Source organism: Rhodococcus aetherivorans (genome assembly GCF_025722975.1).
Classification (GTDB): domain Bacteria; phylum Actinomycetota; class Actinomycetes; order Mycobacteriales; family Mycobacteriaceae; genus Rhodococcus; species Rhodococcus aetherivorans.
Genome location: NZ_CP106982.1, coordinates 1,337,829 through 1,359,212, shown reverse-complemented (window position 1 = coordinate 1,359,212; position 21,384 = coordinate 1,337,829). Strand labels below are relative to the sequence as shown.

Below are 21,384 nucleotides of genomic sequence, written 5' to 3'. Positions count from 1 at the left end.
CCGACCCGAGTTCCAGAAAGGTAGCCACGTGCACCTTCCCAATCCCGTCGACCACACCGGACGCGCCGTGATCGTCACCGGCGGCACCAAGGGCATCGGCTTCGTCGTCGCCGAACACTTCCTCGCCGCGGGCGCCGACGTCCTGGTATGCGCCCGCAACGAGCCCGGGTCCCTGCCCTCGGCCGGCGGGCGGAGCGCGGCGTTCCGGGCCGTCGACGTGCGCGACCCCGCCGACGTGGCCGCCCTGGTCGACGACGCCGTCGCCCGGTTCGGCCGGCTCGACGTGCTGGTCAACAATGCCGGCGGGTCGCCGGACTCCGACGCCGCCACCGTCTCCCCGCGCTTCGTGGAGAAGATCGTCGCGCTGAACCTGCTCGCCCCGTTCTACGCGGCGCAGGCGGCCAACCGGGTGATGCAGGAGCGGCCCGGGGGCGGCTCGATCATCAACATCGGCAGCGTCTCGGCACACGATCCGCAGCCCGGCACCGCCGCGTACACCGCCGCAAAGGCCGGTCTGCTGGGCCTGACCAAGGCCCTCGCCCTCGAATGGGCGCCGAAGGTGCGGGTCAACCACATCACCACCGGCCTGATCCGCACCGAGGCCGCGGCCTCGGTCTACGGCGACGACGGCGGCGCCGCGGTGACCCGCACCCTGCCGATGGAGCGGATGGCCGTCCCGTCGGACATCGCGCGCGCCTGCCTGTTCCTCGGCAGCGACCTCGCGTCCTACGTCAACGGCGCCGACCTGGCGGTCCACGGCGGCGGCGAGTACCCCGCCCGCTACATGGCCCTGCACGGCAAGTGACGCGTGGACCGGTGCCCGGCAGCCGGGCACCGGTCCACGACCTCACGCGAACGACGCTCGCGCCCCCGAGATCACGGCCTGCCCGTCCGCGGCCACCTCGAACACGGCGTCGTCGCGTCCGCCCCACACCCGCAGCCCGGCGACGTCGCCGGGGAACACCGGCGCCGCGAAGCGGCCCTGCAGTTCGGTCAGGTCCGCCGGATGCGCCCCGAGGAGCCGGGCCAGGGGCAGGGTCGCCGCCGCCAGGGTGCACAGCCCATGCATGATCGGGCGCGGCTGACCGATCCGCGCGGCCGCCTCCGGATCGATGTGGATGTGGTGCCGGTCGCCGGTGAGCCGGTACAGCGCGGCCTGGTTCGCGGCCGTGGCCAGTGCCCCGGTCAGCTCCGGCTCGCCCTGCGGCGCCGCCGGCTTCGACGGGCCGCGCTCGCCCCCGAAACCACCCGCGCCGGGCGCGAAGATCGACCACGTCGCGACGAAGTACTCGCACTCGACGCGGACCTCGAACACGGCCGCGGCCCCCTTGTCCCACACCTCGCCCACCGACGCCCGCAGCTCCACCTCACCGCGACGCGGCAGCGGGGCCAGCACGGTCAGCTCCTGCGAGCCGTGCAGCGCCGTCGTCGTGTCGAACGCGCCGCGCGAGCCCAGCTCGTCCGGTGCCCACTGGGCCAGGGTCAGCGCGAACGTCGGCAGTACCCGCAGCCGGTCCTCGAGCACCAGGTCCAGGTCGGTGGCGGGCTGGGCGCCGACGGCGAGCGCGTAGAGGATCGCGTCGCGCTCGTCGTAGGCCACCGTGCGGGTGCCCAGGTCGGCTCCGCGCCACGCGCCGGCCTTCTGCTCCACTGCCGTCATTGTCGAATCCTTCCGGGATCAGGCGGCACCGAGGATCAGTCCGGACGTGGGAACCGCGGTTCCCGCCGTGACGATCACGTTCTCGACGCCGTCGGGTTGATTGGTGGAGGTGCCGCGCACCAGGCGGACCGCCTCGGCGATGCCGTTGACACCGTGCAGATACGCCTCGCCGACCTGGCCGCCGTGGGTGTTGCTCGGCAGCCGGCCCCCGATCTCGAGGTTGCCCTCGCGGACGAAGTCCCTGGCCTCGCCGACGCCACAGAAGCCGAGTTCCTCGAGCTGCGGCAGCACCAGCGGGGTGAAGTGGTCGTAGAGGATCGCCGCGTCGATGTGGTCCGGACTCAGTCCGCTCTGGCCGTAGAGCTGGCGGCCCACCAGTCCCATCTCGGGGATGCCGGTGATGTCCGGACGGTAGTAGCTGGTCATCATGTGCTGGTCCTTGCCGGAGCCCTGCGCGGCGCCCTTGACGAGCACGGGCCGGTGCCGCAGGTCCCGGGCGCGTTCCGCCGAGACGACGACGAGGGCCTGACCGCCGTCGGTCTCCTGGCAGCAGTCGAGCAGGTGCAGCGGCTCGGCGATCCACCGCGAGTTCTGATGGTCCGCGAGCGTGATGGGCTTGCCGTGGAACCACGCGGCCGGATTGTTCGCGGCGTGCTTGCGGGCGACGACGGCAACCCGACCGAAATCCTCACTCGTGGCACCGTACTGGTGCATGTAGCGGCGGGCGAACATCGCGACCCACTGAGCGGGCGTCGCCAGCCCCTGCGGGGTCAGCCACGCGTAGGCGGCGCGGTCGGCGGTCGAATCCATCGGCCGGTCGTGCTGGCCGAGACCGAACCGGATACCGGAACGTTCGTTGAACGCGCGGTAGACCACGACGACCTCGGCGACGCCCGTCGCGACGGCCATCGCGGCCTGCTGCACCGTCGCGCACGCCGCCCCGCCGCCGTAGCCGATGCGGGAGAAGAACTTCAGCTCCCCGAGCCCGCAGTTGCGGGCGACGAGGATCTCGCCGTTGGTCTCCATCGTGTAGGTGGCCAGTCCGTCGACCTCGGACGGGTCGATGCCGGCGTCGGCCAGTGCGGCGACGACGGCCTCGCACGCGAGCTGCAGCTCCGAGCGGCCGGACTTCTTGGAGAACTCGGTGGCGCCGATGCCGACGATCGCGGCGGCACCGGAGAGCGGGCTGGTCATCGGGTTCCTCCCGGCCGGTCGGTGAAGGCGATCGTGACAGTGCCGGTGGCGTGGTCGCCGAGGCTGTTGGCGCCGCGGACGCGGACCTCGACGAGGCCGTCGGACTTGCCGACCACCTCGCCGGTCATCGTCATGGTGTCCCCGGGGTAGTTCGGTGCGCCCAGACGGATCTTCACCCGCCGCACGACGGCGCACGGACCGGACCAGTCCGTGACGAACCGGCCCACCAGGCCGTTGCTGGTGAGGATGTTCATGAACACGTCCTTCGAGCCGCGCTCGCGCGCCAGCTCGGGGTCGTGGTGGACATCCTGGAAGTCGCGGGTCGCGAGGGCGGTCGCGACGATCAGTGTGCGGGTGAGCGGGATCGCGAGTTCGGGCAGTACCTCGCCGATCTCGATGTCGTCGTAGCTGCGGCCCGTGGACACGGTGGCGGTCACGCGACCACCTCGACGCCGGCGGCGAGCTGGGCGCCCAGGCGCGCCAGATCCGACGCGGAGCCACCGAGGTTGGCGCCGATCTGCTTGCCCCACAACAGGTGCCGATGCACCGGATAGTCGGTGTCGACGCCCATGCCGCCGTGCACGTGCGTGGTGCGGTGCACGACGCGCTGGCCGCCGTCGGTGGCCCACCACTTCGCGACGAGCACCGAGGTGCCGGGGTCCTGTCCCTCGGCGAGCAGCCACGCGGCCTGCCACAGCGTCACGCGCATCGCCTCGAGGTCGATGTAGCAGTCGGCCAGCTGGTGGCCCACGGCCTGGAACGTCGCGAGCGGACGTCCGAACTGCATGCGCCCGTTGAGGTAGGTGACGGCCTGCTGGACGGCACCCGAGCCGACACCGAGCTGGATCGCGGCGAGCGCGAGCTCGACGCGGTCGAGCAGCCACTGCGCTGCGGTGCCGTCGGTGGGCCCGAGCAGCTCGGCGGGAGCCGAGTCGAACGTGACGTTGCCGCAGATCTCCCAGGTGGTCGAGTGCGTCTGCTCGACGGAGACGCCCGCGCCGGCGAGATCGACGACGAACAGCGCGGCACCGGCCGGCGTGGTCGCCGAGACGATCGCGCGGGACGCGACGTGGGTGACCGGGACGACGGCCTTCGCGCCGGTGAGGGTCCACCGGCCACCGGCCTCCGTGGCGGTGGTCTGCGGGTCACCGGGGACGTAGGGGCCGAACTCCTCGAGACCGATCGTCAGGAACCGGCTGCCGTCGGCGACACCCGGCACCAGCGCGGTGCGCTGGTCGTCGGTGCCGAACTCGGCGACGGCGAGCGCGGCGAGCACCGATTGCCAGATCGGCACCGGCGCCACGTGCCGGCCCTGCTGCTCGAGCAGGACGTACAGCTCCGCCAGGCCGAGCCCACCGCCGCCGAGGTCTTCGGGCAGCGCGACGCCGAGCAGACCCGTGGTGGCCAGCTCCCGCCACAGCTCCCGGTCGAGGCGCTCGTCGCTCAGCTCGACCTGCTTGACCCGATCGATGCCGGCCTTGCCGGTGAAGACCTCGTGCGCGAGGCCGCGAATCGCTTCCTGCTCTTCGCTGAAGTTGAAATCCATCTACGAATCCTTCCGTGCGGCCGGCCGGAACGCGGGCAGCGTCAACTCGGGGTCGGCGTCGATCCAGTCCAGTTCCACCGCCATGCCGATCTCGACCGCGTGCGGTTCTACACCGGTCATGTTCGCGATCAGCCGGGTGCCCTCCTCGAGTTCGATCGTCGCGACGACGAGCGGGTACTCGAACCCGGGGATCCGCGGGTGGTGGTTGACGACGAAGCTGTAGACGGTGCCGCGGCCCGACGCGTCGACGGTGTCCCACTCGAGGGAACGGCACCGCCCGCACATCGGCCCGGTCGGATGCCGCAGCGTGCCGCACGCCGCGCAACGCTGGATCACCAGGCGGTGCTCCCTGGCCGCCTCGAACCAGAAGGCGTTGTCGGCGTTGATCGCCGGACGCGGGCGCAGACCCTTCGGAGCGGCGGATTCCGAGCCGGGCGAGCTCTCGCGCTTCGGCTCCGGCTGCGCCGTGTCCTTCGGCCGGAAGCGCAGGGTGCGCCAGCGCTGGGTGGCGACGACCGCGCCGTCCCCGTTGCGGTACGTCTTGAGGGTGGTCACGAAGTGACCCGCGCCGAGCCCGGTCCTCTTCTCCTCGGAGATCGATTCGATCACCTCGGTGAGTGAAACCCGTTCGCCGGGGCGCAGTTCGACGAAGAACTCGAAGTCCGAGTCCGTCGCGACGACGGACGTGAAGCCGGCGTCGTCGAGCGTGGCGATCAGGTCGGTCCACACCGGCGACGGGTCGTTGTTCGCCATCTTGTCGGTGAAGGTGCGCATCGTCCACACCTGCGTCATGAGCGCGGGCGCGACGGCACCGTCGCGGCCGGTGGCGCGGGCGGCGGCGTCGTCGAGGTAGATCGGGCTGGTGTCACCCATCGTCTCGACCCAGTGCCGGATCATCGGGGTGTTGACCGCGTCCGGGCCCCACGTCGTCGGCGTCAGGGTCTGCCCCTCGAACGCCCTCAGCCTGGTCAGCAGTTCGCTCACTTGACCCTCTTCTCCCGCACCAGGCCCAGGCCCATCGTGCCGACCATGTCGCGCAGGACCTCGTTGACACCGCCGCCGAACGTGTTGACCATGCCCTGACGGGAGATCTGCTCGATCTGTCCGGCGAGCACGGCTCCCGGCGACTCGGGGCGGATCCGGCCGGCGGCCCCGAGAATGCCCAGCAGCGTCCGGTACACGTCGACGTGCGTCTCCGTGCCGTACACCTTGGTCGCGCCCGCGTCGGCACCGGAGAGGGTGTCGGCCGCGACGGCGGCGGTCATCTTCCAGTTCAGCAGCCGCATCGCCTCGAGCTTGGCGTGGGTGCGAGCGAACTCCTGCTGCACCCAGGGAATCTCGACGGCGCCGTTCTCCTTCGCCCAGTCCAGCACCTGCTGCCACAGCCCGTAGGTGCGGCCGCCGATCGCGGCGAGGCCGATGCGTTCGTGGTTGAGCTGCGCGGTGATCAGCGGCCAGCCGCCGCCGACCTCGCCGACGACGTCCCGGTCCGGGATTCGGATACCGCTGTAGTAGGTGGCGGTGACCGAGAGACCCCCGACGGTGTGGATCGGCGACCACGAGAACCCGGGCGCGTCGGTCGGCACGATGAGGATCGAGATGCCCTTGTGCTTCGGGACGTCCGGGTCGGTGCGGCACGCGAGCCACACGTAGTCGGCCGTGTTCGCGCCCGAGGTGAAGATCTTGTTGCCGTCGACCACCCACTCGTCGCCGTCGCGCACCGCGCGGGTCTTCAGCGACGCCAGGTCGGTGCCGGCCTCCGGTTCGGTGTAGCCGATGGCGAAGACGATGTCGCCGGAGAGGATGCCGGGCAGGAAGCGGTCCTTCTGTTCCTGCGTGCCGTATTTCATCAGGGTCGGCCCGACGGTGTTCACGGTGACGAACGGGAAGGGCAGGCCCGCCCGCTGCACCTCGTCGAAGAACACGAACTGTTCCTCGATGGAGCGGCCCTGCCCGCCGTACTCCGTGGGCCAGCCGATCCCCAGCCAGCCGTCCTTGCCGAGCAGCGTGACGACCTCGCGGAAGTGCTCGCCGCCCACCCCCTGCTCACCGGCACGGCGGCGCTTGTCCTCCGGCAGCAGCGACGCGAAGTAGGTGCGCAGCTCCTTCCTGAGCGCGACCTGCTCCGGGGATTCCTTCAGATCCATCGCGATTCTCCTAGCGACCGAATGTCGTTGTGACCTCGGACGCTAGTCAGCGTTGCCGGCGGCCGGGCGGAGCATCTCGGCCAGCGGGAACCGGCCCGGCGTCAGACCCGGCCGAGGCGTTCGGCGCAGGCGGCCATCTCGTCGACGACCTGGCTCAGCGATCCCGCGTTCGGCGAGGCCGACAGCACCATCCGCCCCGCCCCCAGCTTCCGGGCCCGGTCCATCCGCGCCTCGTCCAGCCGCGGCAGGGTCGCCCCGAGCACCAGCTCGACGGTGCCGGGATCGCGGCCCGCCGCCTCGGCGGCGCGGCGCATCCGCCCGATCGCGCGGTCGAGGTCCTCCCCCGCCAGGCCGAGCGGCTGGAACCCGTCGCCGAGCCGGCCGGCCCGCCGCGCGGCGGCCGCGCTGTGCCCACCGATGTACAGCGGCACCCCGGTCTCGCGGTGCGGTTTCGGCCAGCTGTGGGCGCCGCGGAACGTGTAGAACTCGCCGTCGAAGTCCACCCCGGCCGGACCGGTGCCGGCCCACAGGGCCCGCATCACCGCGATCGCCTCGTCGGCGATCTTCCCGCGACGGTCGAAGTCGCCGCCGCACGCCTCGATCTCCTCCCGCATCCAGCCCAGTCCCAGGCAGATCCGGACCCGGCCGCGGGCGAGCCGGTCGAGGGTGGCCAGGCGTTTGGCCAGGACCACGGGATGGTGGTTGGGCAGCACCAGCACCCCGGTCGCGAGCCCGAGGTCGGTGGTGGCGCCGGCGACGAACGACAGCAGCTCGAGCGGGTCGGGCAGGTCGCAGTCGTCGGGCAGGTGCGACTTGCCGGTCGGCGCATACGGGTACGCGCTGCCCGTGTTCGCGACGACGACGGAATGCTCGACGGCGGAGATCTCGTCGAAACCCAGTTTCTCGGCGGCGCGGGCGAATTCGAGGATCCACTCGGGTTCCCCGCTCTGCTCCAGCTCGACCGGCACCACCACACCCAGCTTCACGTGACGTCCGTCCTCTCGTTCCGCCGCTCCACCGCGGAAGCGGACATCCTCTCGATCAGCGTCGGCGCCCATACGACCTTGCCCAGCAACCGGTCCGCGTCGGGCACCGTCGCCAGCCACACCGCGGCGTCGGCGGGCACCGTCGCCGGCACCGCGTCGAACCCGGCGTCCTCCACCGCGCGGGTGCCGCCCCGGGCCCGCCCCGACTCGGTGACGACGAAACCCGGACTGAGGTTGAACGCCCGGACACCGCGGGCGCGGTACTCGGCGTTGATCATCCCGGCGACCCGCGCGAACGCGGCCTTCGACGCCGCGTACGACAGGCCCCAGCCGCCCTCCCCCGGCGGCGCGGGCGGATCGATCGCGGCCGACCCGGACACGAGGTCGATCACGACGCCGCCGCCGCGGGCGAGCATGGCCGGCAGCACCGTCTGGATCAGCGCCAGCTGGTGCAGGTAGTTGCCCTCCACCATGGCGGCGGCGTCGGCGAGATCGATGTCGAGGAGCCGGTCCATGTTGCCGCTCGTCTGTGCGTAGGCGTTGTTGACGAGCACGTCGATCCGGCCCCACACGTCCAGCACACGGCGGCCCGCGGCCCGCACGGAGTCGACGTCGAGCAGGTCCATCGGGACGGGCAGTGCCCGCACCCCGAGCGATTCGATCGCCGCCGCGGTGGTCTCGAGGCTGCCGGGGACGGCGATCGGCTCGTCGCCGTCGCGGCGGGTGCGCGGAGGCACCGTGCCCCGGCCCTCGCGGACCGTGCGGGCGGTGACCGCGACGTCGAAGCCGGCCCGGGCGAACGCGAGGGCGGTCTCGCGCCCGATGCCGCGGCTGGCACCGGTGACGAGGGCGACGCGGGTGTCCGGCATCGCCTACACGCTCAGCAGCCGTTGCCGGCCGTGCGCGGCGAACTCCCGGTCGAGCGCGGCCTTGTCGTCCGCGCTCATCGCGGTGTACTCCGGCGCGCCGCGTCCCACCCACCGGTACACGGGCTCGGTGGTGTGCCAGCGCTGCGCCTGCAGCTCGCGCTTGAGGACCTTGTTCGAGCCCGTCACCGGCAGGTTCGTCGACACGCGCACGAACCGCGGCGCGGCCTTCGAACCGAGATCGGCCTGCCCGGTGAGGAATTCGGCGAACTCGACCGGATCGAAGCCGGCGAGGGACTCGACCTCGATCGCCGCCATCACCTGATCGCCCGACCGGGGATCCGGCACCGCGTAGACGCCGGTGCTCACGACCTTCGGATGCCGGCGCAGGACCCGCTCGATCATCAGGGCCGAGGTGTTCTCGCCGTCGACCCGGATCCAGTCGCCCTTGCGGCCGGCGAAGTAGATGAAGCCGGCCTCGTCGACGTAGCCGAGATCGCCGGTCCAGTACCAGCCGTTGCGGATCCGCTCCGCGTCGGCGACGTCGTTCTTGTAGTAGCCCTCGAAGGCGCGGGCGCCCTCCTTGTTGATCATCTCCCCGATCGCCTCGTCCGGGTTGAGGACGCGGCCGTGCTCGTCGAGCACCGCGCGGGCGCACTCCTCGAGGGTGTCGGGGTTCACCACCGCGATACCCGCGTGGGCGGGCCGGCCGAGGGCGCCCTCCGGGGCCTGCGGATCGAGCCGGACCGAACCGGCGCCCTCGCTCGAGCCGTACCCCTCGTACAGCACCGCACCGAACCGGCGCACGAACTCGGCCTTGTCCTCGGGCGAGGCCTCGGTGCCGAAACCCCGTTCGAGCCGGTTGTCGGCGTCGTCGGGCTGCTCCGGCGTGGCCATCAGGTACGCCAGGGCCTTGCCGACGTAGGTGAAGAACGTCGCCCCGAAGAACTTCACGTCGGGCAGGAAGCCGGACGCGGAGAACTTGCGGGTCAGGCACACCGTCGCGCCGTTGGCCAGCGCCGGCGCCCACAGCGCCATCAGCGCGTTGCCGTGGAACAGCGGCATGCAGCAGTAGTCGACGTCGTCGCGGTGGTGCCCGTACTTGGCGGTGTTGGCGTACGCGAGCCGCGACAACCGGCCCTGGGAGCACTTGACGGCCTTCGAACGGCCGGTGGTGCCGGAGGTGAACAGCAGCAGGAACAGGCTGTCCTCGCCGACGCCGTCGGCGATCGCCGGTTCCACCCGCTCGAGCCGCGCCGCGTAGTCGGGATCGTCGATCAGCAGGAAGCGGTCCTCGTCGAGGCCCAGGTCGAGGCCGCGCAGCTTCGCCATCCCGGCGGTGTCGGTGACGATGAGCTGGCAGTCCACGTACCGGATCTCGGCCTCGAGCTCCGCCGCGCCGCGCGTGGGATTGATGCCGACGACCGTCGCGCCCGCCAGGGCCGCCCCGCCGAGCCAGAACAGGAAGTCCGGGACGTTGTCGAGAAGAATGCCGATGTGGAACGGGCCGTCGACGCGCAGCGCGCGGGCCAGCTCGCCGCGGGCCGCGCTCTCGCGCACCACGGCGTCCCAGGTCCAGTCCTGCTCCCGGGTCCGCAGGCCGAGCCGGTCGTCGCCGACGCGGTCGAGCAGCATCTCGGCGATGGTGGCGCGCTGCACCCCCGTCTCCGTTGCGGCGGCGCGGGGGTTCACGGTGCTCGTCATCGTCGCGGCTCCCTTCACGCCGTCCGGAGCACGCAGTGGGTGCCCCCGTAGATGGCGGTCATGCACTTGTTGCAGTGGTTGCACAGCGACGCGGCGGCCGCGTCCTCCTGCATGCGGTTGACGAGATCCGGCTCGCGCAGCAGCGCCCGCGCGGCGGCGACGAACTGGAAGCCCTCGGCCATCGCCTCGTCGATGATCGCCCGGTTGGTGATGCCGCCGAGCAGCACCAGCGGCATCTTCAGCTGCGACCGGAACTGCTTGGCGTCCTCGAGCAGGTAGCCGTCGCGGTAGGGGTACTCGCGCAGGAAGTGCTTGCCCACCAGCTGGATCCCGAGCTTCGTGGGCTGCGGCATCACGGCGGCGAAGTCGCGCAGCGGCGCGTCGCCCTTGAACAGGTACATCGGGTTGAGCAGGGAGCTGCCGGCGGTGAGCTCGAGCGCGTCGAGGGAGCCGTCGGCCTCGAGCCACTTGGCCACCTGGATCGACTCGTCGAGCCAGAAGCCGCCGGGCACACCGTCGTCCATGTTGAGCTTGGCGAGGATCGCGATCCTGTCTCCCACGGCGTCGCGGACGGCGCGGGCGGCTTCCCGCGCGAAGCGCGCGCGGTTCTCGAGCGAGCCGCCGTACTCGTCCTTGCGCTTGTTGATCTTCGGGCTCAGGAACGAGCTGATCAGGTAGTTGTGCCCGAAATGGATCTCGACCGCGTCGAACCCGGCCTCGACGGCGCGGCGCGCGGCCTCGGCGTGGGCTTCGGTGATGCGGGCGATGTCCGCCTTGGTCGCGGGCTTGCTGAAGTTCTGGGTCGTCATGCGGAAGGCGCGGCTCGGACCGAGGGCGGGGGTGCCCAGGTACTTGGCGGCGGCGACCGGTCCGGCGTGCCCGATCTGCGCCGACACCGCGGCGCCCTCGGCGTGGATCGCGTCGGTGAGCCTGCGCATGCCGGGCCGGGTCTCGTCGGTCCACTGCAGCTGGCCGGGCGCGGTGCGGCCGTCCGGCGCGACGGCGCAGTACGCGACCGTCGTCATGCCGACGCCGCCGGCGGCGGGCCGGCGGTGGAACTCGATGAGCTCGTCGGTGACGAGCCCCTTCGGGGTGAGCCCCTCGAACGTGGCCGCCTTGATGACCCGGTTGCGCAGGGTCAGCGGACCGAGCTTCGCGGGGGCGAAGGGATCGATCCTCGTCGTCGGGTTGTCGAGAAATGTGGACATGCGGTTGCTCCTCCGGCAGCGATTCTGCGCCGAACGTAGCCCCGGCTGTCGGGTGGATCACGGGAAGTCCCGCTCAGTGGTAACCACTTCCGCGGCCGCGATCCGGCATGAGAAATTGCAGTGGCACGCCTCACACGCGGCCGCGGCCGGGGTGGGGTTCCAGGCCCATCGCAGCAGGTGACACGGTATTCACGTGACACGAAGGAAAGGTCCCCGCATGACTGCGTCCGCAGATCCCCGGCTGTACCTCGACGAGGTCGTCTCCCGCCTCACCGGCCCGGGTGGCCGGTTCGAGATCGTCGAGGAAGAGGTGCTCGGCGCCTCGATGCCGGTGATGAAGAACCGCGGCAAGGCCGTGGGCGACCTGCTCGCCGACTCCCTGCGCTGGGGCGACCGGGACTACCTCGTCACCGCCGACCGCCGGCTGTCGTTCACCGAGCACGCCGCCGCGGCGTACTCCCTCGCCCACGCGTTACGCGAGCGGTACGGCGTGGAGAAGGGTGACCGGGTCGCGATACTGGGAGCGAACACCCCCGAATGGGTGATCGCGTTCTGGGCGAGCCAGGTGCTCGGCGCCATCACCGTCGGCCTCAACGGATGGTGGGTGCCGCGGGAGATCGAGTACGGCCTGAAGCACAGCCGGCCGAAGATCCTCGTCGTCGACGCCAAGCGCGCCGCGGCCCTGGCCGACGTCGACACCGGTGGGATCACGGTCCTGACGATGGAGGAGGACCTGCCCCGGCTGATCGCGCAGTTCCCCGACGCCGTGCCGCCGCGCGTCGACATCGACGAGGACGACCCGTCCGTCATCCTGTACACCAGCGGCACCAGCGGCCGGCCCAAAGGCGCGCTGCACTCGCACCGCAACCTGCTCGCCGTCGTGGACTACCACCGGTTCAGCGACGCCCTGCTCGCCGCGTTCACCGGGCGGACCGCCGGCGACGACGTCCCCAGCGACCTGCGCTACCTGCTCACCTCGCCGCTGTTCCACATCGCGAGCCTGCACAACCTGGTCGTCCCGCGCCTGGCGACGGGCAGCGCCGTGATCATGCACCAGGGCTCGTTCGACGTCGACAAGGTGCTCGGCCTCATCGAGCGCGAACGCGTCACCAACTGGGGTGCGGTCCCCACCATGGCGTCGCGGCTGCTCGAGCACGACGACCTCGGCAAGTACGACCTGTCGTCGCTGACGGCGTTCGCGCTCGCGTCGGCGCCGTCGTCGATCGCGTTCAAGGACCGGCTGCGCGAGAAGGTGCCGTTCGCCCGCAACGCCCTCGTCGACAGCTACGGCCTCACCGAGTGCAGCACCGCCATCGCGGTGGCCAACTCCCAGGACCTCGAGGCGTTCCCCGGCACCCTGGGCCGGCCGATCATCACCGTGAGCCTCGAGATCCGCGACCCGTTCGGCGAATGGCTGCCGGACGGCGTGGAGGGCGAGGTGTGCGTGCGCAGCCCGTTCGTCATGCTCGGCTACTGGGAGGACGAGGAGGCCACGGCCGCGGCCATCACCCCGGACCGGTGGCTGCGCACCGGCGACTACGGCGTCATCGAGAACGGCCGGCTGCGACTGACGGGCCGTCGCTCCGACCTGATCCTGCGCGGCGGCGAAAACGTCTATCCCACCGAGATCGAGCAGACCCTCGACGAGCACCCGGCCGTGCGCGAGTGCGCCGTGATCGGCGTTCCGCACCCCGACCTCGGCCAGGAGGTCGCGGCCGTGGTCGTCGTCGCCGAGGGGGCTCACGTCACCGAGGAGGAACTGCGCGAGTTCGCGGCCGAGCGGCTGTCGTACTTCAAGGTGCCCACGCGCTGGCGGATCACTTCCGACCTGCTGCCCCGCAACGCGACGGGCAAGACGCTGCGCCGCGAGGTCGGCATCTAGCGGCCGTCGTCGAATGCTCCTGCGCGGCAAGGTGTTTCTTGCGCGCGTCCGTACGTGCGCAAGAAACACCGCTGCGCGCAACCGCCAGGTCCGTCGCGGCGTGTCCGGCTACTGCGACCGGGACACGAACCCCGGATCCTCCACGGCCAGGCGCTGCCGCACCGGCTCGGGCATCGACGAGCACGAGTCGTCGCTCGGACGGTCGTCGGCGTGGTCGGCGGCCGAGTCGTCGATCCCGACCGACGCGACGAGGTTCTCCCAGCCGCCCCAGCCGGCGAACCGGGCGGGCAGGTCGACGTTCGCGGCGCCGTTGATGTGGAACGCCGCGCTCGGGTACTGCGCGTCGGCGGGAGTCGCGACACCGCCCCCGGGCAGGCGCACCACGTCCTCCGGGTTGGGCAGCATGCCGGCCAGCTGCATCGCGTGGTACTGGTACATCTCCCATGGCGGGGTGTCGAAGTAGTACCAGCTGGCCGCGCACACCCCGTACAGGTCCGGGCCGAACTGCGCGTAGTTCAGGTACAGCTCCATGATGCGGGCGTCCGGCAGGGTCGCACTCAGCAGCACCGAGGGCACCGTCTCGACGGCCTTGCGGACCGCGCTCTGGTCGGGGGTGAAGAACATGTTCTTCGCCAGCTGCTGCGGGATCGTCGAATACGTCTGTTGTTCCTCGCCCGTCAGATGGGCACGGGCGCGGTCGGCGAAGTCACCCCAGTGGAACGCCTGTGCCCGCAGGCCCATCTGGTCGTCCTCGTGCGCGATCACCGACGCGACGACGTACCGGCTGACATGGTCGAGCGAGACGTACTGGTAGGCGATCGGACCGTCGTCGATCCGCATGAACCGCGACGACGACGGCGTCCACACGCGCAGCGACGAGGCCGCGACGACGGTGACGAACGCGACCACCGTGAGCGCCGCGGCCGCGCGTTTCGCCCGGCGCAGCCAGGGATTCGGCGGCGGGACCGGGACGCGCGGCGGCGGTGCGGGGGCGGGACGACGCCAGTGCAGTCGGGAGCGCCGAAGCCTCTGCAGCAGGGACCCGGGGCCGGGCTCGGGGCGCGGCGGCTCACCGGACGGCGGCCAGGGCGTGGGTCCGGCGTCGCGCTGCGGTGCCGCCCAGCGCGGTGCCGACGAGCGCGGTGCCGCCCAGCGCGGTGCCGACGAGCGCGGTGCCGGGCCCGCGCACCGCGCGCACCGATCGTGGATCCGCTCCTCGAACGGGCCCATTACCCGGCCGCACCGCACGCACCTGCTCGGCCTCATCGCCGCCCACGCCTCCCGCCACTCACCGACTCGTGTCCGCTCCATCCTCGTCGGCGTCGGTCACGGTTCGGTCGCGGGGGGAGGTCGACGCTGTGGTCGCGCCCGGATTCGGGGCCCGCGTCCCGTCGAACAGGTGCGGTGGACGGAACCGGACACCGACACACGTCGCGACAGTTGTCGATGTCCGGGACCGTTGTCGGCGACGGGCTCAGTCCACCTGCGGCGCCCACTGGACACCGTTGATGTGGGCGCCGCCGTCGACGAACAGCGTGTTGCCCGTCACGTAGCGGGAGGCGTCGCCGGCGAGGAACACCGCGACGGGCCCGATGTCCTCGACCGGATCGCCGATCCGGCCCATCGGGTTGGCCGCCGCCGACGCGGCCGCCATCTGCGGGTTGGCCTCGGCCACCCGCCGGAACGCCTCGCTCTGCGCGCCCGGGCAGATCACGTTGCAGCAGATCTGCTTCGGCGCCCATTCCCGCGCGGCGGTGCGGGTGAGGGTGCGCAGCGCCTCCTTGGCGGCGTTGTACTGCACGGAGTACATGTGCGCGTTGACGCCGTTGAGGGAGCACAGGTTGATCACCCGGCCGGTGCCGCGACGCTCGAGTTCGGGCAGGGCGCGCCGCATCGCCCAGAACGCGGCCATCACCGCCATGTCGAAGCCGCCGCGCAGCTGCTCGTCGGTCATGTTCTCGAACCGGGCGTAACCGGAGCTGCGCCACGCGTTGTTGACGAGGATGTCGAGGCGGCCGAACCGCTCGACCGCGGCGTCGACCATCGCGTGGACCTGGCCCTTGTCGGTGATGTCGGTGCGCTGGAAGTGGGCGCGCACGCCCCACTCGTCCCGCAGCCACCGGGCCGTGCCGGCGCCGGCCGTCTCGTCGATCTCGGCGACGACGACGTCCGCGCCCTCCCGCGCGAACGCCGCGGCGATGCCCCGGCCGATGCCCATGCCGGCGCCGGTGACCAGCGCGACCCGGCCTTCGAGTGCTCCCATCGGTGTTCTCCTCCTAGCGGGGCCGCGGCACCGTCCTGTCGACGAACAGCCCCTCCACCGAGACACACAGCTGCCCGTCGGCCGTCGCGATGTTGCCGACGGTGCGGATCTTGCGGCCGTCGACGGAGACGAGCCGGCCGGTGACGACGAGCGGCTCGAACAGCGGCGTCGGCCGGTGGTAGTTCGTGACGAGGTTCGCCGTCATGCCGGACTTGCCGCCCCAGGCGTTGGCGACGCCGAGCACGTGGTCGAGGATCAGCGCGGATACGCCGCCGTGCACGCATCCGGGCGGGCCCTGGTACGGCAGCGTGAGCGTGACGGTGCCCTGTACCGAGCCGTCCTCGAGGCCCTCGAGGACCAGGGGCGGCGCGATCGCGTTCTCGGGGCCGGTGACCGGGTCGTGCCGGGTGACACCCTCGCCGTTCCACATGTCGATCAGCCGCTCGGCGACGGCGGGTGCGTGCTCCTCGAGGTGGTCGGCGATGCTGTCGAGTTCCTCGGCGACGCGGTCGAGGTTGGCGTTGCCCCGGTCGGTGCGCAGCATGGCGTCGACCACGCGCCGCGCAGCGGCGGTGGCCCGGTCGACGGGTGCGTCCTGCGGCGCCGACGTCAGCACCGTGCGGTGCGCGTGGGTGGCGGCGGTGGGATGGGTGCCGGTCTTCACGAGCGGACCTCCATCGTGGCGTGGGTGAGGACGGGGGCGCCGTCGCGCTCCGGGCAGGTGGCGAGCAGCGTCAGCCGGTCGCCGTCGCGCCAGACGGCGGTCTCGAGGGTCTCGCCCGGGAACAGGGAGCCGGCGAACCGCACCGAGAAGTCCCGCACCCGGGTGGGATCGCCGTCGAGGATGCCGTCGACGACGGCCTTGCACACGATGCCGTACGACGCGAGGCCGTGCAGGATCGGCCGGTCGAAGCCGGCGGCCCGCGCGAACGCCGGATCGGCGTGCAGCGGGTTCATGTCGCCGCTGAGCCGGTACAGCAGCGCCTGCCGCGGGCTCGTCGGGGAGACGAGGACCGCGTCCGCCTCCCGATCCGGAATCGACTGGGCCGCTTCCGGTCCGGGCTCACCGCCGAAGCCGCCCTCGCCCCGGGCCCAGATCTGCATGCCGGTGGTCCACAGCGGGGCGCCCTCGGGGGTGGCGGCGGACTGCTCCAGCACGATGACCGCGGCCTTGCCCTTGTCCCACACGTGCGCCACCCGCGACGAGATGTGCGCCGTGCCGGAGATGGGGATCGGTGCGTGCACCTGCAGCGACTGCCCGCCGTGCAGGATCCGGCGCAGGTCGATGTCGATGCCGGGCAGGTTCATTCCGGCCGGCTTCAGCGCGCCGGCCGAGATCCCCTGACCGGCGACCATTGCGAACGTCGGGAGCACGCGCAGGTTCTTCTCGTACACCCAGCTCAGCTCGGCCGGGTCGAGTCCGTCGCCCCCGGCGCCGAGACCGAGGTGGTAGAGCATGACGTCGCGGTCGGTCCAGATCGCTTCGCGCACCGTCGGTTCGGCGGACAGGGCGACGTTCGGGTCGATGGGCACGGTCAGTTCTCCTCTTCGTCCGTGGAACCGGCGCCTCGTTGCGTCGATGTCATCGCCGTGCTCACTTTCCGGGTTCGGGGTCGCGGGGCAGGCCGAGCAGCCGCTCGCCGATGATGTTGAGCTGAACGTTGGTGGTGCCGCCGGCGATCGACATGCACTGCGAGTTGAGGAACATCTGCGTCGCCGACCGGCGGTGCTGCCCGCCGAGCAGGGCGCGCGGCCCGGCCCAGTCCATCGCGACCTCCCACACCTGCTGGATGTGCTCGACGCCGAGCAGCTTCGCGACCGAGGACTCGGCTCCCGGCTGGGCCCCGGCGAGGGACCGCAGCGTGGTGCGCAGGCCCATCAGACCGCCGGTCTGGGCGTCGCACAGCACCTTTCCGAGCGTGGTGGCCTGCTCGTCGTCGAGGCCGCCGGGCAGTCCGGCCGCCAGCTCGAGGAGGGCCTCACCCCCGGAACCGAGGGACGAGTCGTGCGAGAGGGAGACGCGTTCGTTGGCGAGGGTGGTGCGGGCGAGCTTCCAGCCGTCGCCGGGCTCGCCGACGAGGCAGTCGTCGGGAACGAACACGTTGTCGATGAAGACCTCGTTGAACAGGGCCTCGCCGGTGATCTCGCGCAGCGGGCGGATGTCGAGCCCCTCGCTGCCGCGCATGTCGACGAGGAAGTACGACAGGCCCTTGTGCTTGGGCACCGAGGCGTCTGTGCGGGCGAGGCAGATGCCCCAGTGGGCATCGCGCGCCATCGAGGTCCACACCTTCTGGCCCTGCAGCACCCATCCGCCGTCGACCTTGGTGGCTTTGGTGGTGAGCGACGCGAGGTCGGAGCCGGCGCCGGGCTCGGAGAACAGCTGGCACCAGACGATCTCGCCCCGAAGGGACGGCGGCACGAACCGTCGCTGCTGCTCGGGGCTGCCGTGCGCGATGAGGGTCGGCACCACCCAGTTGCCGATGATCATGTCGTGCGGCGTCAGGTTCGCCGCGCGCAGCTCCTCGGCGATCACCAGCTGGGTGACGGCGTCGGCGCCCTTGCCCCAGGGTGCGGGCAGATGCGGTGCGGTGTATCCCTTCTCCGCGAGATACCGCGTGCGTTCGCCGCCGCCGAGGTCGACGGCCGGGGCGAGTTCGTCACGCACCCCGGTGCGGATCTGCTCCGCCTCCGGCGGCAGGTCGATGCCGAGGACGCGGCGGGCGCCGCGGCGGGTGAGATCGGTGACGCGCCGGCGCCAGGACGCGGTGGAGCCCAGCAGGATTCGCAGCGACTGTGCGCGACGCAGATACAGGTGCGCGTCGTGCTCCCACGTGTAGCCGATGCCGCCGAGGATCTGGATGCAGTCCTTGGCCACGGCGAAGGCGGACTCGGGGGCGGTGGCGCCGGCGACGGCGGCCGCGAGGGACGCCTCGTCGGCGTCGGCAGCGCCGGGCGTCAGCGCGCGGGCGGCGTCCCACGCGCACACGCGGGCCTGCTCCGCGAGCGTGAGCATGCGCGCCGCCCGGTGCTTGACACCCTGGAACTGGCCGATCGGGCGGCCGAACTGGCGGCGCACGGCGGCGTAGTCGGCCGCGGTGCGCACGCACCAGTCCGCGATTCCGGACGCCTCGGCCGCGAACAGAGTGGCGGCGAGGTCGGTGACCCGCTGCGGCTCGATCCGCAGCACGTCCGCCGCGGCGAGCGCGAAACCGTCCACCACGATCTGCGAATTGCCGCGCACCACATCGTGGCTGGGCAGGTCCTCGAGCTCGAGTCCGTCCCGGCGCAGCAGCACCCAGGCCCGGTTGCCGGCGTCCTCGGCGGCGACGAGCAGCAGGTCGGCGGTGTGGCCGCCGAGCACGTACCCGGACCGGCCGGACAGCGTGGTGCCCGAGGCGCCGCGCTCCACCCGCAGCGTGCCCGGGTCGAGAGCGATGCCGGCGAGCGTGGATCCGTCCGCGAGGCCGGCGAGCTCGCCGGTCCGGCCGGCGTCGCGCAGCACGGCCGCGGTCAGCACGGTCGGCAGGAACGGGCCCGGCACCATCGACCGGCCGAGTTCCTCGGTGACGACGGCGAGTTCGACGAGGCCGCATCCGGCACCGCCGACCTCCTCGGGAAGGTGCAGGCCGAGCACCCCGAGCTCGGCGAGCGAGCCCCAGAACGCCGGGCGGGTGTCGGCCTTGGCCTCGACGGCCTCACGCAGCACCTCGGGGGTGACGTGCCGGGCGGCCCAGCTCCGCACCGAGTCGCGCAGGTCGCGATCCTCGTCTGTCAGTCCAATGGTCATGTCGGCCTCGTGGATTCGATGGTGTGGTCAGATGCGTTCGATGACGGTGGCGGTGGACAGTGCGCCGCCCGCGCACATGGTGACCAGTGCCGTGGACCGGTCGGATCGTTCGAGTTCGTGCAGTGCGGTGGTGAGGAGCCGGGCGCCGGTCGAGCCGACCGGGTGGCCGAGGGCGATGGCGCCGCCGTTGACGTTGACCTTGGACAGGTCGGCGCCGAGCACCTGCGCCCACGACAGCACGACCGACGCGAACGCCTCGTTGATCTCGACGAGATCGATGTCGCCCAGCGTCATGCCGGCCTTGTCCAGGACGTTCCGCGTGGCGTCGATCGGGCCGTCGAGGTGGTAGTAGGGGTCCGACCCGACCATTCCCGAGGCGACGATGCGTGCGCGGGGCCGCAGGCCCAGTTCCTGTGCGCGCTGCGCGCTGGTCAGCAGGACGGCGGCGGCGCCGTCGCTGATCTGCGATGCCGACCCGGCCGTATGGATGCCGCCCTCCACGACGGGCTTCAGGGCGGCCAGCCCCTCGGCGGTGGTCTCGCGCAGGCCGCCGTCGCGGGTGACGACGGTGGTCTCCCCGGTGGGCACGCCGTCGGCGAGGACGGGCGCCTCGGTGGGCACGATCTCGCGGTCGAACCGGCCCTCGGCCCAGGCCCGGGCGGCGCGGCGCTGCGACTCGAGGCCGAAGGCGTCGGTGTCACCCCGCTTGATGCCGCGATGGGTGGCGATGCGCTCGGCCGACGTGAACTGGTCGCCCATGTCGATGGTCCAGTCGTCCGGGTACGGGTTGCCGGTCTCCGGGGTGAGTGCCTGGCCGAGGAACACCCGGCTCATGGACTCGACACCGCAGCCGATGCCCGCGGAGATCTGCCCGGAGGCGATGAGGCCGGCGACGATGTGGACGGCCTGCTGGGAGGAGCCGCACGCGCAGTCGATCGATGTGGCGGCCGTGCCGTAGGGCAGGCCGGCGTGCAGCCACGCCTGCCGGGTGATGTTGTTGGACTGTTCCCCGGCCTGGGTGACACAGCCGCCGACGATCTGACCCACCTGGTCGGGGGCGAGGCCGGCGCGGTCGAGCACGGCGCGCTGTGCGGTGCCGAGCAGGGTGGCCGGGTGCAGACCGGCCAGGGCGCCCCGGCGGCGGCCGATGGGGGTGCGCGCCGCCTCGACGATGACTACCTCGGTCATGAACAAGCTCCTCGGAACGTGAGTGCTGGGCTGGAAGGCAATCGGACGCGCCAACGGACGAACCGGGAACGCGTTCATTTTTGAAATGTATTCTATTAACTACGCCGAGACAATGGCCTGTCGGCGGCGAGGCTGCTCTCGCAATGAACTACCAGTATGCATGCGCACGTCGCGCAGCCGACCGGCCCGCGCGACCGTCGACGATAGAAGAATTCATTTCAGTACTGGGCGGGCACGGCGCCCCGGCGGGGGACCGGAGCGGCCCGGCGTCAGGCGGACGGAGCTGGCCGCGCGTTCGACAGGCCCGCGAGCAGCAGCTCGCAGGCCACGCGCAGGTCCGACTCCGCATCCGGCACCGAGATCCGGCCGTTGAGACTCGACTGGATGATCCCGAACCACGCCTGCTCGAGCACCCGCACGAGCGTCGCATCCCGCTCGGTGACGTACTCGAGCCCGGCCGCGCGGTAGAGGACCTCCCGGAACCGGCGGTCGATCTTGGCGACGTCGGGGATGGCCGTGGCCTTGGCGGTGCTCGTGGACTGGATCATCGCCGCCGCCAGCAACGGCCGTCGCCGCAGCGCCCGGGTGGCCCGCACGAGAGCCTCGTAGATGGCCTCCTGCGGAGTCGAATCCGGGTTCGGGCGCTGGGTCATCCGATCGCTCATCTGCTCGATCTGGTCGACCATCACCGCCACGAACAGGTGCGTCTTGGACGGGAAGTAGCGGTACAAGGTGCCGATGGCCACGCCGGCCATCTTCGCGACCTCATGCATCTGCACCCGCTCGAGTTCCTTCTCGGTTGCCAGGCGCGCCGCCGCGTCGAGGATGCGGCCGAACCGTGCGCGCTGCTCGGCGGACGTCGGCTCCGCGGCGTCCCGCGCTTCGGCAACTCTCGGCACCGTGGTTCCTCCGTCGTCTCGTACCTGCGGCTACGCCGTGCCGCCCAGCGTCCC

Annotated in this window: 20 protein-coding genes; 2 read left to right on the top strand and 18 right to left on the bottom strand. The window is 71.7% G+C overall.

Annotated elements, in window-relative coordinates:
* Nucleotides 1-28 precede the first annotated feature (28 nt).
* Nucleotides 29-805, top strand: a complete 777-nt coding sequence (locus tag OCS65_RS06405; RefSeq protein ID WP_006935178.1) for an SDR family oxidoreductase — start codon at nucleotides 29-31, stop codon at nucleotides 803-805.
* Between the two features lie 42 nt (nucleotides 806-847).
* On the opposite strand, the gene OCS65_RS06400 is transcribed toward OCS65_RS06405, so the two are convergent.
* The 10 genes from OCS65_RS06400 to OCS65_RS06355 all read right to left on the bottom strand — a co-directional run bounded on the left by OCS65_RS06400 (nucleotide 848) and on the right by OCS65_RS06355 (nucleotide 11,311).
* Nucleotides 848-1,660, bottom strand: a complete 813-nt coding sequence (locus OCS65_RS06400; RefSeq protein ID WP_050035866.1) for a MaoC/PaaZ C-terminal domain-containing protein — start codon at nucleotides 1,658-1,660, stop codon at nucleotides 848-850.
* A gap of 18 nt (nucleotides 1,661-1,678) precedes the next feature.
* A complete protein-coding gene (locus OCS65_RS06395) occupies nucleotides 1,679-2,854 on the bottom strand; it encodes a lipid-transfer protein (protein ID WP_006935170.1) in 1,176 nt (391 codons plus the stop codon).
* On the bottom strand, nucleotides 2,851-3,291 hold the full coding sequence (locus OCS65_RS06390; RefSeq protein ID WP_006935168.1) for a MaoC family dehydratase: 441 nt from the start codon (nucleotides 3,289-3,291) through the stop codon (nucleotides 2,851-2,853). Before OCS65_RS06390 ends, OCS65_RS06395 begins: the two co-directional genes overlap by 4 nt.
* Nucleotides 3,288-4,400: an acyl-CoA dehydrogenase family protein gene (locus OCS65_RS06385; protein WP_029545905.1), complete on the bottom strand. Its 1,113-nt coding sequence runs from the start codon at nucleotides 4,398-4,400 to the stop codon at nucleotides 3,288-3,290. Before OCS65_RS06385 ends, OCS65_RS06390 begins: the two co-directional genes overlap by 4 nt.
* On the bottom strand, nucleotides 4,401-5,384 hold the full coding sequence (locus OCS65_RS06380; protein ID WP_006935165.1) for a bifunctional MaoC family dehydratase N-terminal/OB-fold nucleic acid binding domain-containing protein: 984 nt from the start codon (nucleotides 5,382-5,384) through the stop codon (nucleotides 4,401-4,403). It lies immediately after the preceding gene.
* Nucleotides 5,381-6,547 (bottom strand): acyl-CoA dehydrogenase family protein, encoded by a 1,167-nt coding sequence (locus OCS65_RS06375; protein ID WP_050035867.1) that lies wholly within the window; start codon nucleotides 6,545-6,547, stop codon nucleotides 5,381-5,383. Before OCS65_RS06375 ends, OCS65_RS06380 begins: the two co-directional genes overlap by 4 nt.
* A gap of 101 nt (nucleotides 6,548-6,648) precedes the next feature.
* Nucleotides 6,649-7,533, bottom strand: a complete 885-nt coding sequence (locus tag OCS65_RS06370; protein ID WP_006935161.1) for an LLM class F420-dependent oxidoreductase — start codon at nucleotides 7,531-7,533, stop codon at nucleotides 6,649-6,651.
* Entirely contained in the window at nucleotides 7,530-8,402 is an 873-nt protein-coding gene (locus OCS65_RS06365; RefSeq protein ID WP_006935160.1) for an SDR family NAD(P)-dependent oxidoreductase, read from the bottom strand. The genes OCS65_RS06370 and OCS65_RS06365 overlap by 4 nt, the downstream gene beginning before the upstream one ends.
* Nucleotides 8,403-8,405: 3 nt before the next feature.
* The gene (gene casI / locus OCS65_RS06360; protein ID WP_102800499.1) at nucleotides 8,406-10,103 is read right to left on the bottom strand and encodes a steroid-22-oyl-CoA synthetase; all 1,698 of its coding nucleotides are present in this window, start codon (nucleotides 10,101-10,103) and stop codon (nucleotides 8,406-8,408) included.
* Nucleotides 10,104-10,117: 14 nt separating this feature from the next.
* Nucleotides 10,118-11,311, bottom strand: coding sequence for an NADH:flavin oxidoreductase (locus OCS65_RS06355; RefSeq protein WP_102800495.1), 1,194 nt, complete (start codon nucleotides 11,309-11,311; stop codon nucleotides 10,118-10,120).
* Nucleotides 11,312-11,528: 217 nt separating this feature from the next.
* On the opposite strand from OCS65_RS06355, the gene casG reads away from it, so the two are divergent.
* On the top strand, nucleotides 11,529-13,193 hold the full coding sequence (gene casG, locus OCS65_RS06350; RefSeq protein ID WP_029545915.1) for a steroid-24-oyl-CoA synthetase: 1,665 nt from the start codon (nucleotides 11,529-11,531) through the stop codon (nucleotides 13,191-13,193).
* 108 nt (nucleotides 13,194-13,301) lie between these two features.
* Here the strand turns inward: casG and OCS65_RS06345 are convergent, their stop codons facing one another.
* The 8 genes from OCS65_RS06345 to OCS65_RS06310 all read right to left on the bottom strand — a co-directional run bounded on the left by OCS65_RS06345 (nucleotide 13,302) and on the right by OCS65_RS06310 (nucleotide 21,330).
* Nucleotides 13,302-14,102, bottom strand: coding sequence for a biosynthetic peptidoglycan transglycosylase (locus OCS65_RS06345; RefSeq protein ID WP_006935153.1), 801 nt, complete (start codon nucleotides 14,100-14,102; stop codon nucleotides 13,302-13,304).
* A gap of 160 nt (nucleotides 14,103-14,262) precedes the next feature.
* Nucleotides 14,263-14,391 (bottom strand): hypothetical protein, encoded by a 129-nt coding sequence (locus tag OCS65_RS06340; RefSeq protein ID WP_255326706.1) that lies wholly within the window; start codon nucleotides 14,389-14,391, stop codon nucleotides 14,263-14,265.
* Nucleotides 14,392-14,667: 276 nt separating this feature from the next.
* Nucleotides 14,668-15,456 carry an SDR family NAD(P)-dependent oxidoreductase gene (locus OCS65_RS06335; RefSeq protein ID WP_029545917.1) on the bottom strand — a complete coding sequence of 263 codons (789 nt, stop codon included), beginning with the start codon at nucleotides 15,454-15,456 and terminating at the stop codon, nucleotides 14,668-14,670.
* Between the two features lie 13 nt (nucleotides 15,457-15,469).
* On the bottom strand, nucleotides 15,470-16,120 hold the full coding sequence (locus OCS65_RS06330; RefSeq protein ID WP_065922103.1) for a PaaI family thioesterase: 651 nt from the start codon (nucleotides 16,118-16,120) through the stop codon (nucleotides 15,470-15,472).
* Nucleotides 16,117-16,989, bottom strand: coding sequence for a MaoC/PaaZ C-terminal domain-containing protein (locus OCS65_RS06325; RefSeq protein ID WP_006935146.1), 873 nt, complete (start codon nucleotides 16,987-16,989; stop codon nucleotides 16,117-16,119). Before OCS65_RS06325 ends, OCS65_RS06330 begins: the two co-directional genes overlap by 4 nt.
* 61 nt (nucleotides 16,990-17,050) lie before the next feature.
* Nucleotides 17,051-19,243 (bottom strand): acyl-CoA dehydrogenase family protein, encoded by a 2,193-nt coding sequence (locus OCS65_RS06320; protein ID WP_263509199.1) that lies wholly within the window; start codon nucleotides 19,241-19,243, stop codon nucleotides 17,051-17,053.
* Nucleotides 19,244-19,270: 27 nt separating this feature from the next.
* On the bottom strand, nucleotides 19,271-20,431 hold the full coding sequence (locus OCS65_RS06315) for a steroid 3-ketoacyl-CoA thiolase (RefSeq protein ID WP_029545923.1): 1,161 nt from the start codon (nucleotides 20,429-20,431) through the stop codon (nucleotides 19,271-19,273).
* Nucleotides 20,432-20,700: 269 nt separating this feature from the next.
* Nucleotides 20,701-21,330 (bottom strand): TetR/AcrR family transcriptional regulator, encoded by a 630-nt coding sequence (locus tag OCS65_RS06310; RefSeq protein WP_006935134.1) that lies wholly within the window; start codon nucleotides 21,328-21,330, stop codon nucleotides 20,701-20,703.
* Nucleotides 21,331-21,384 lie beyond the last annotated feature (54 nt).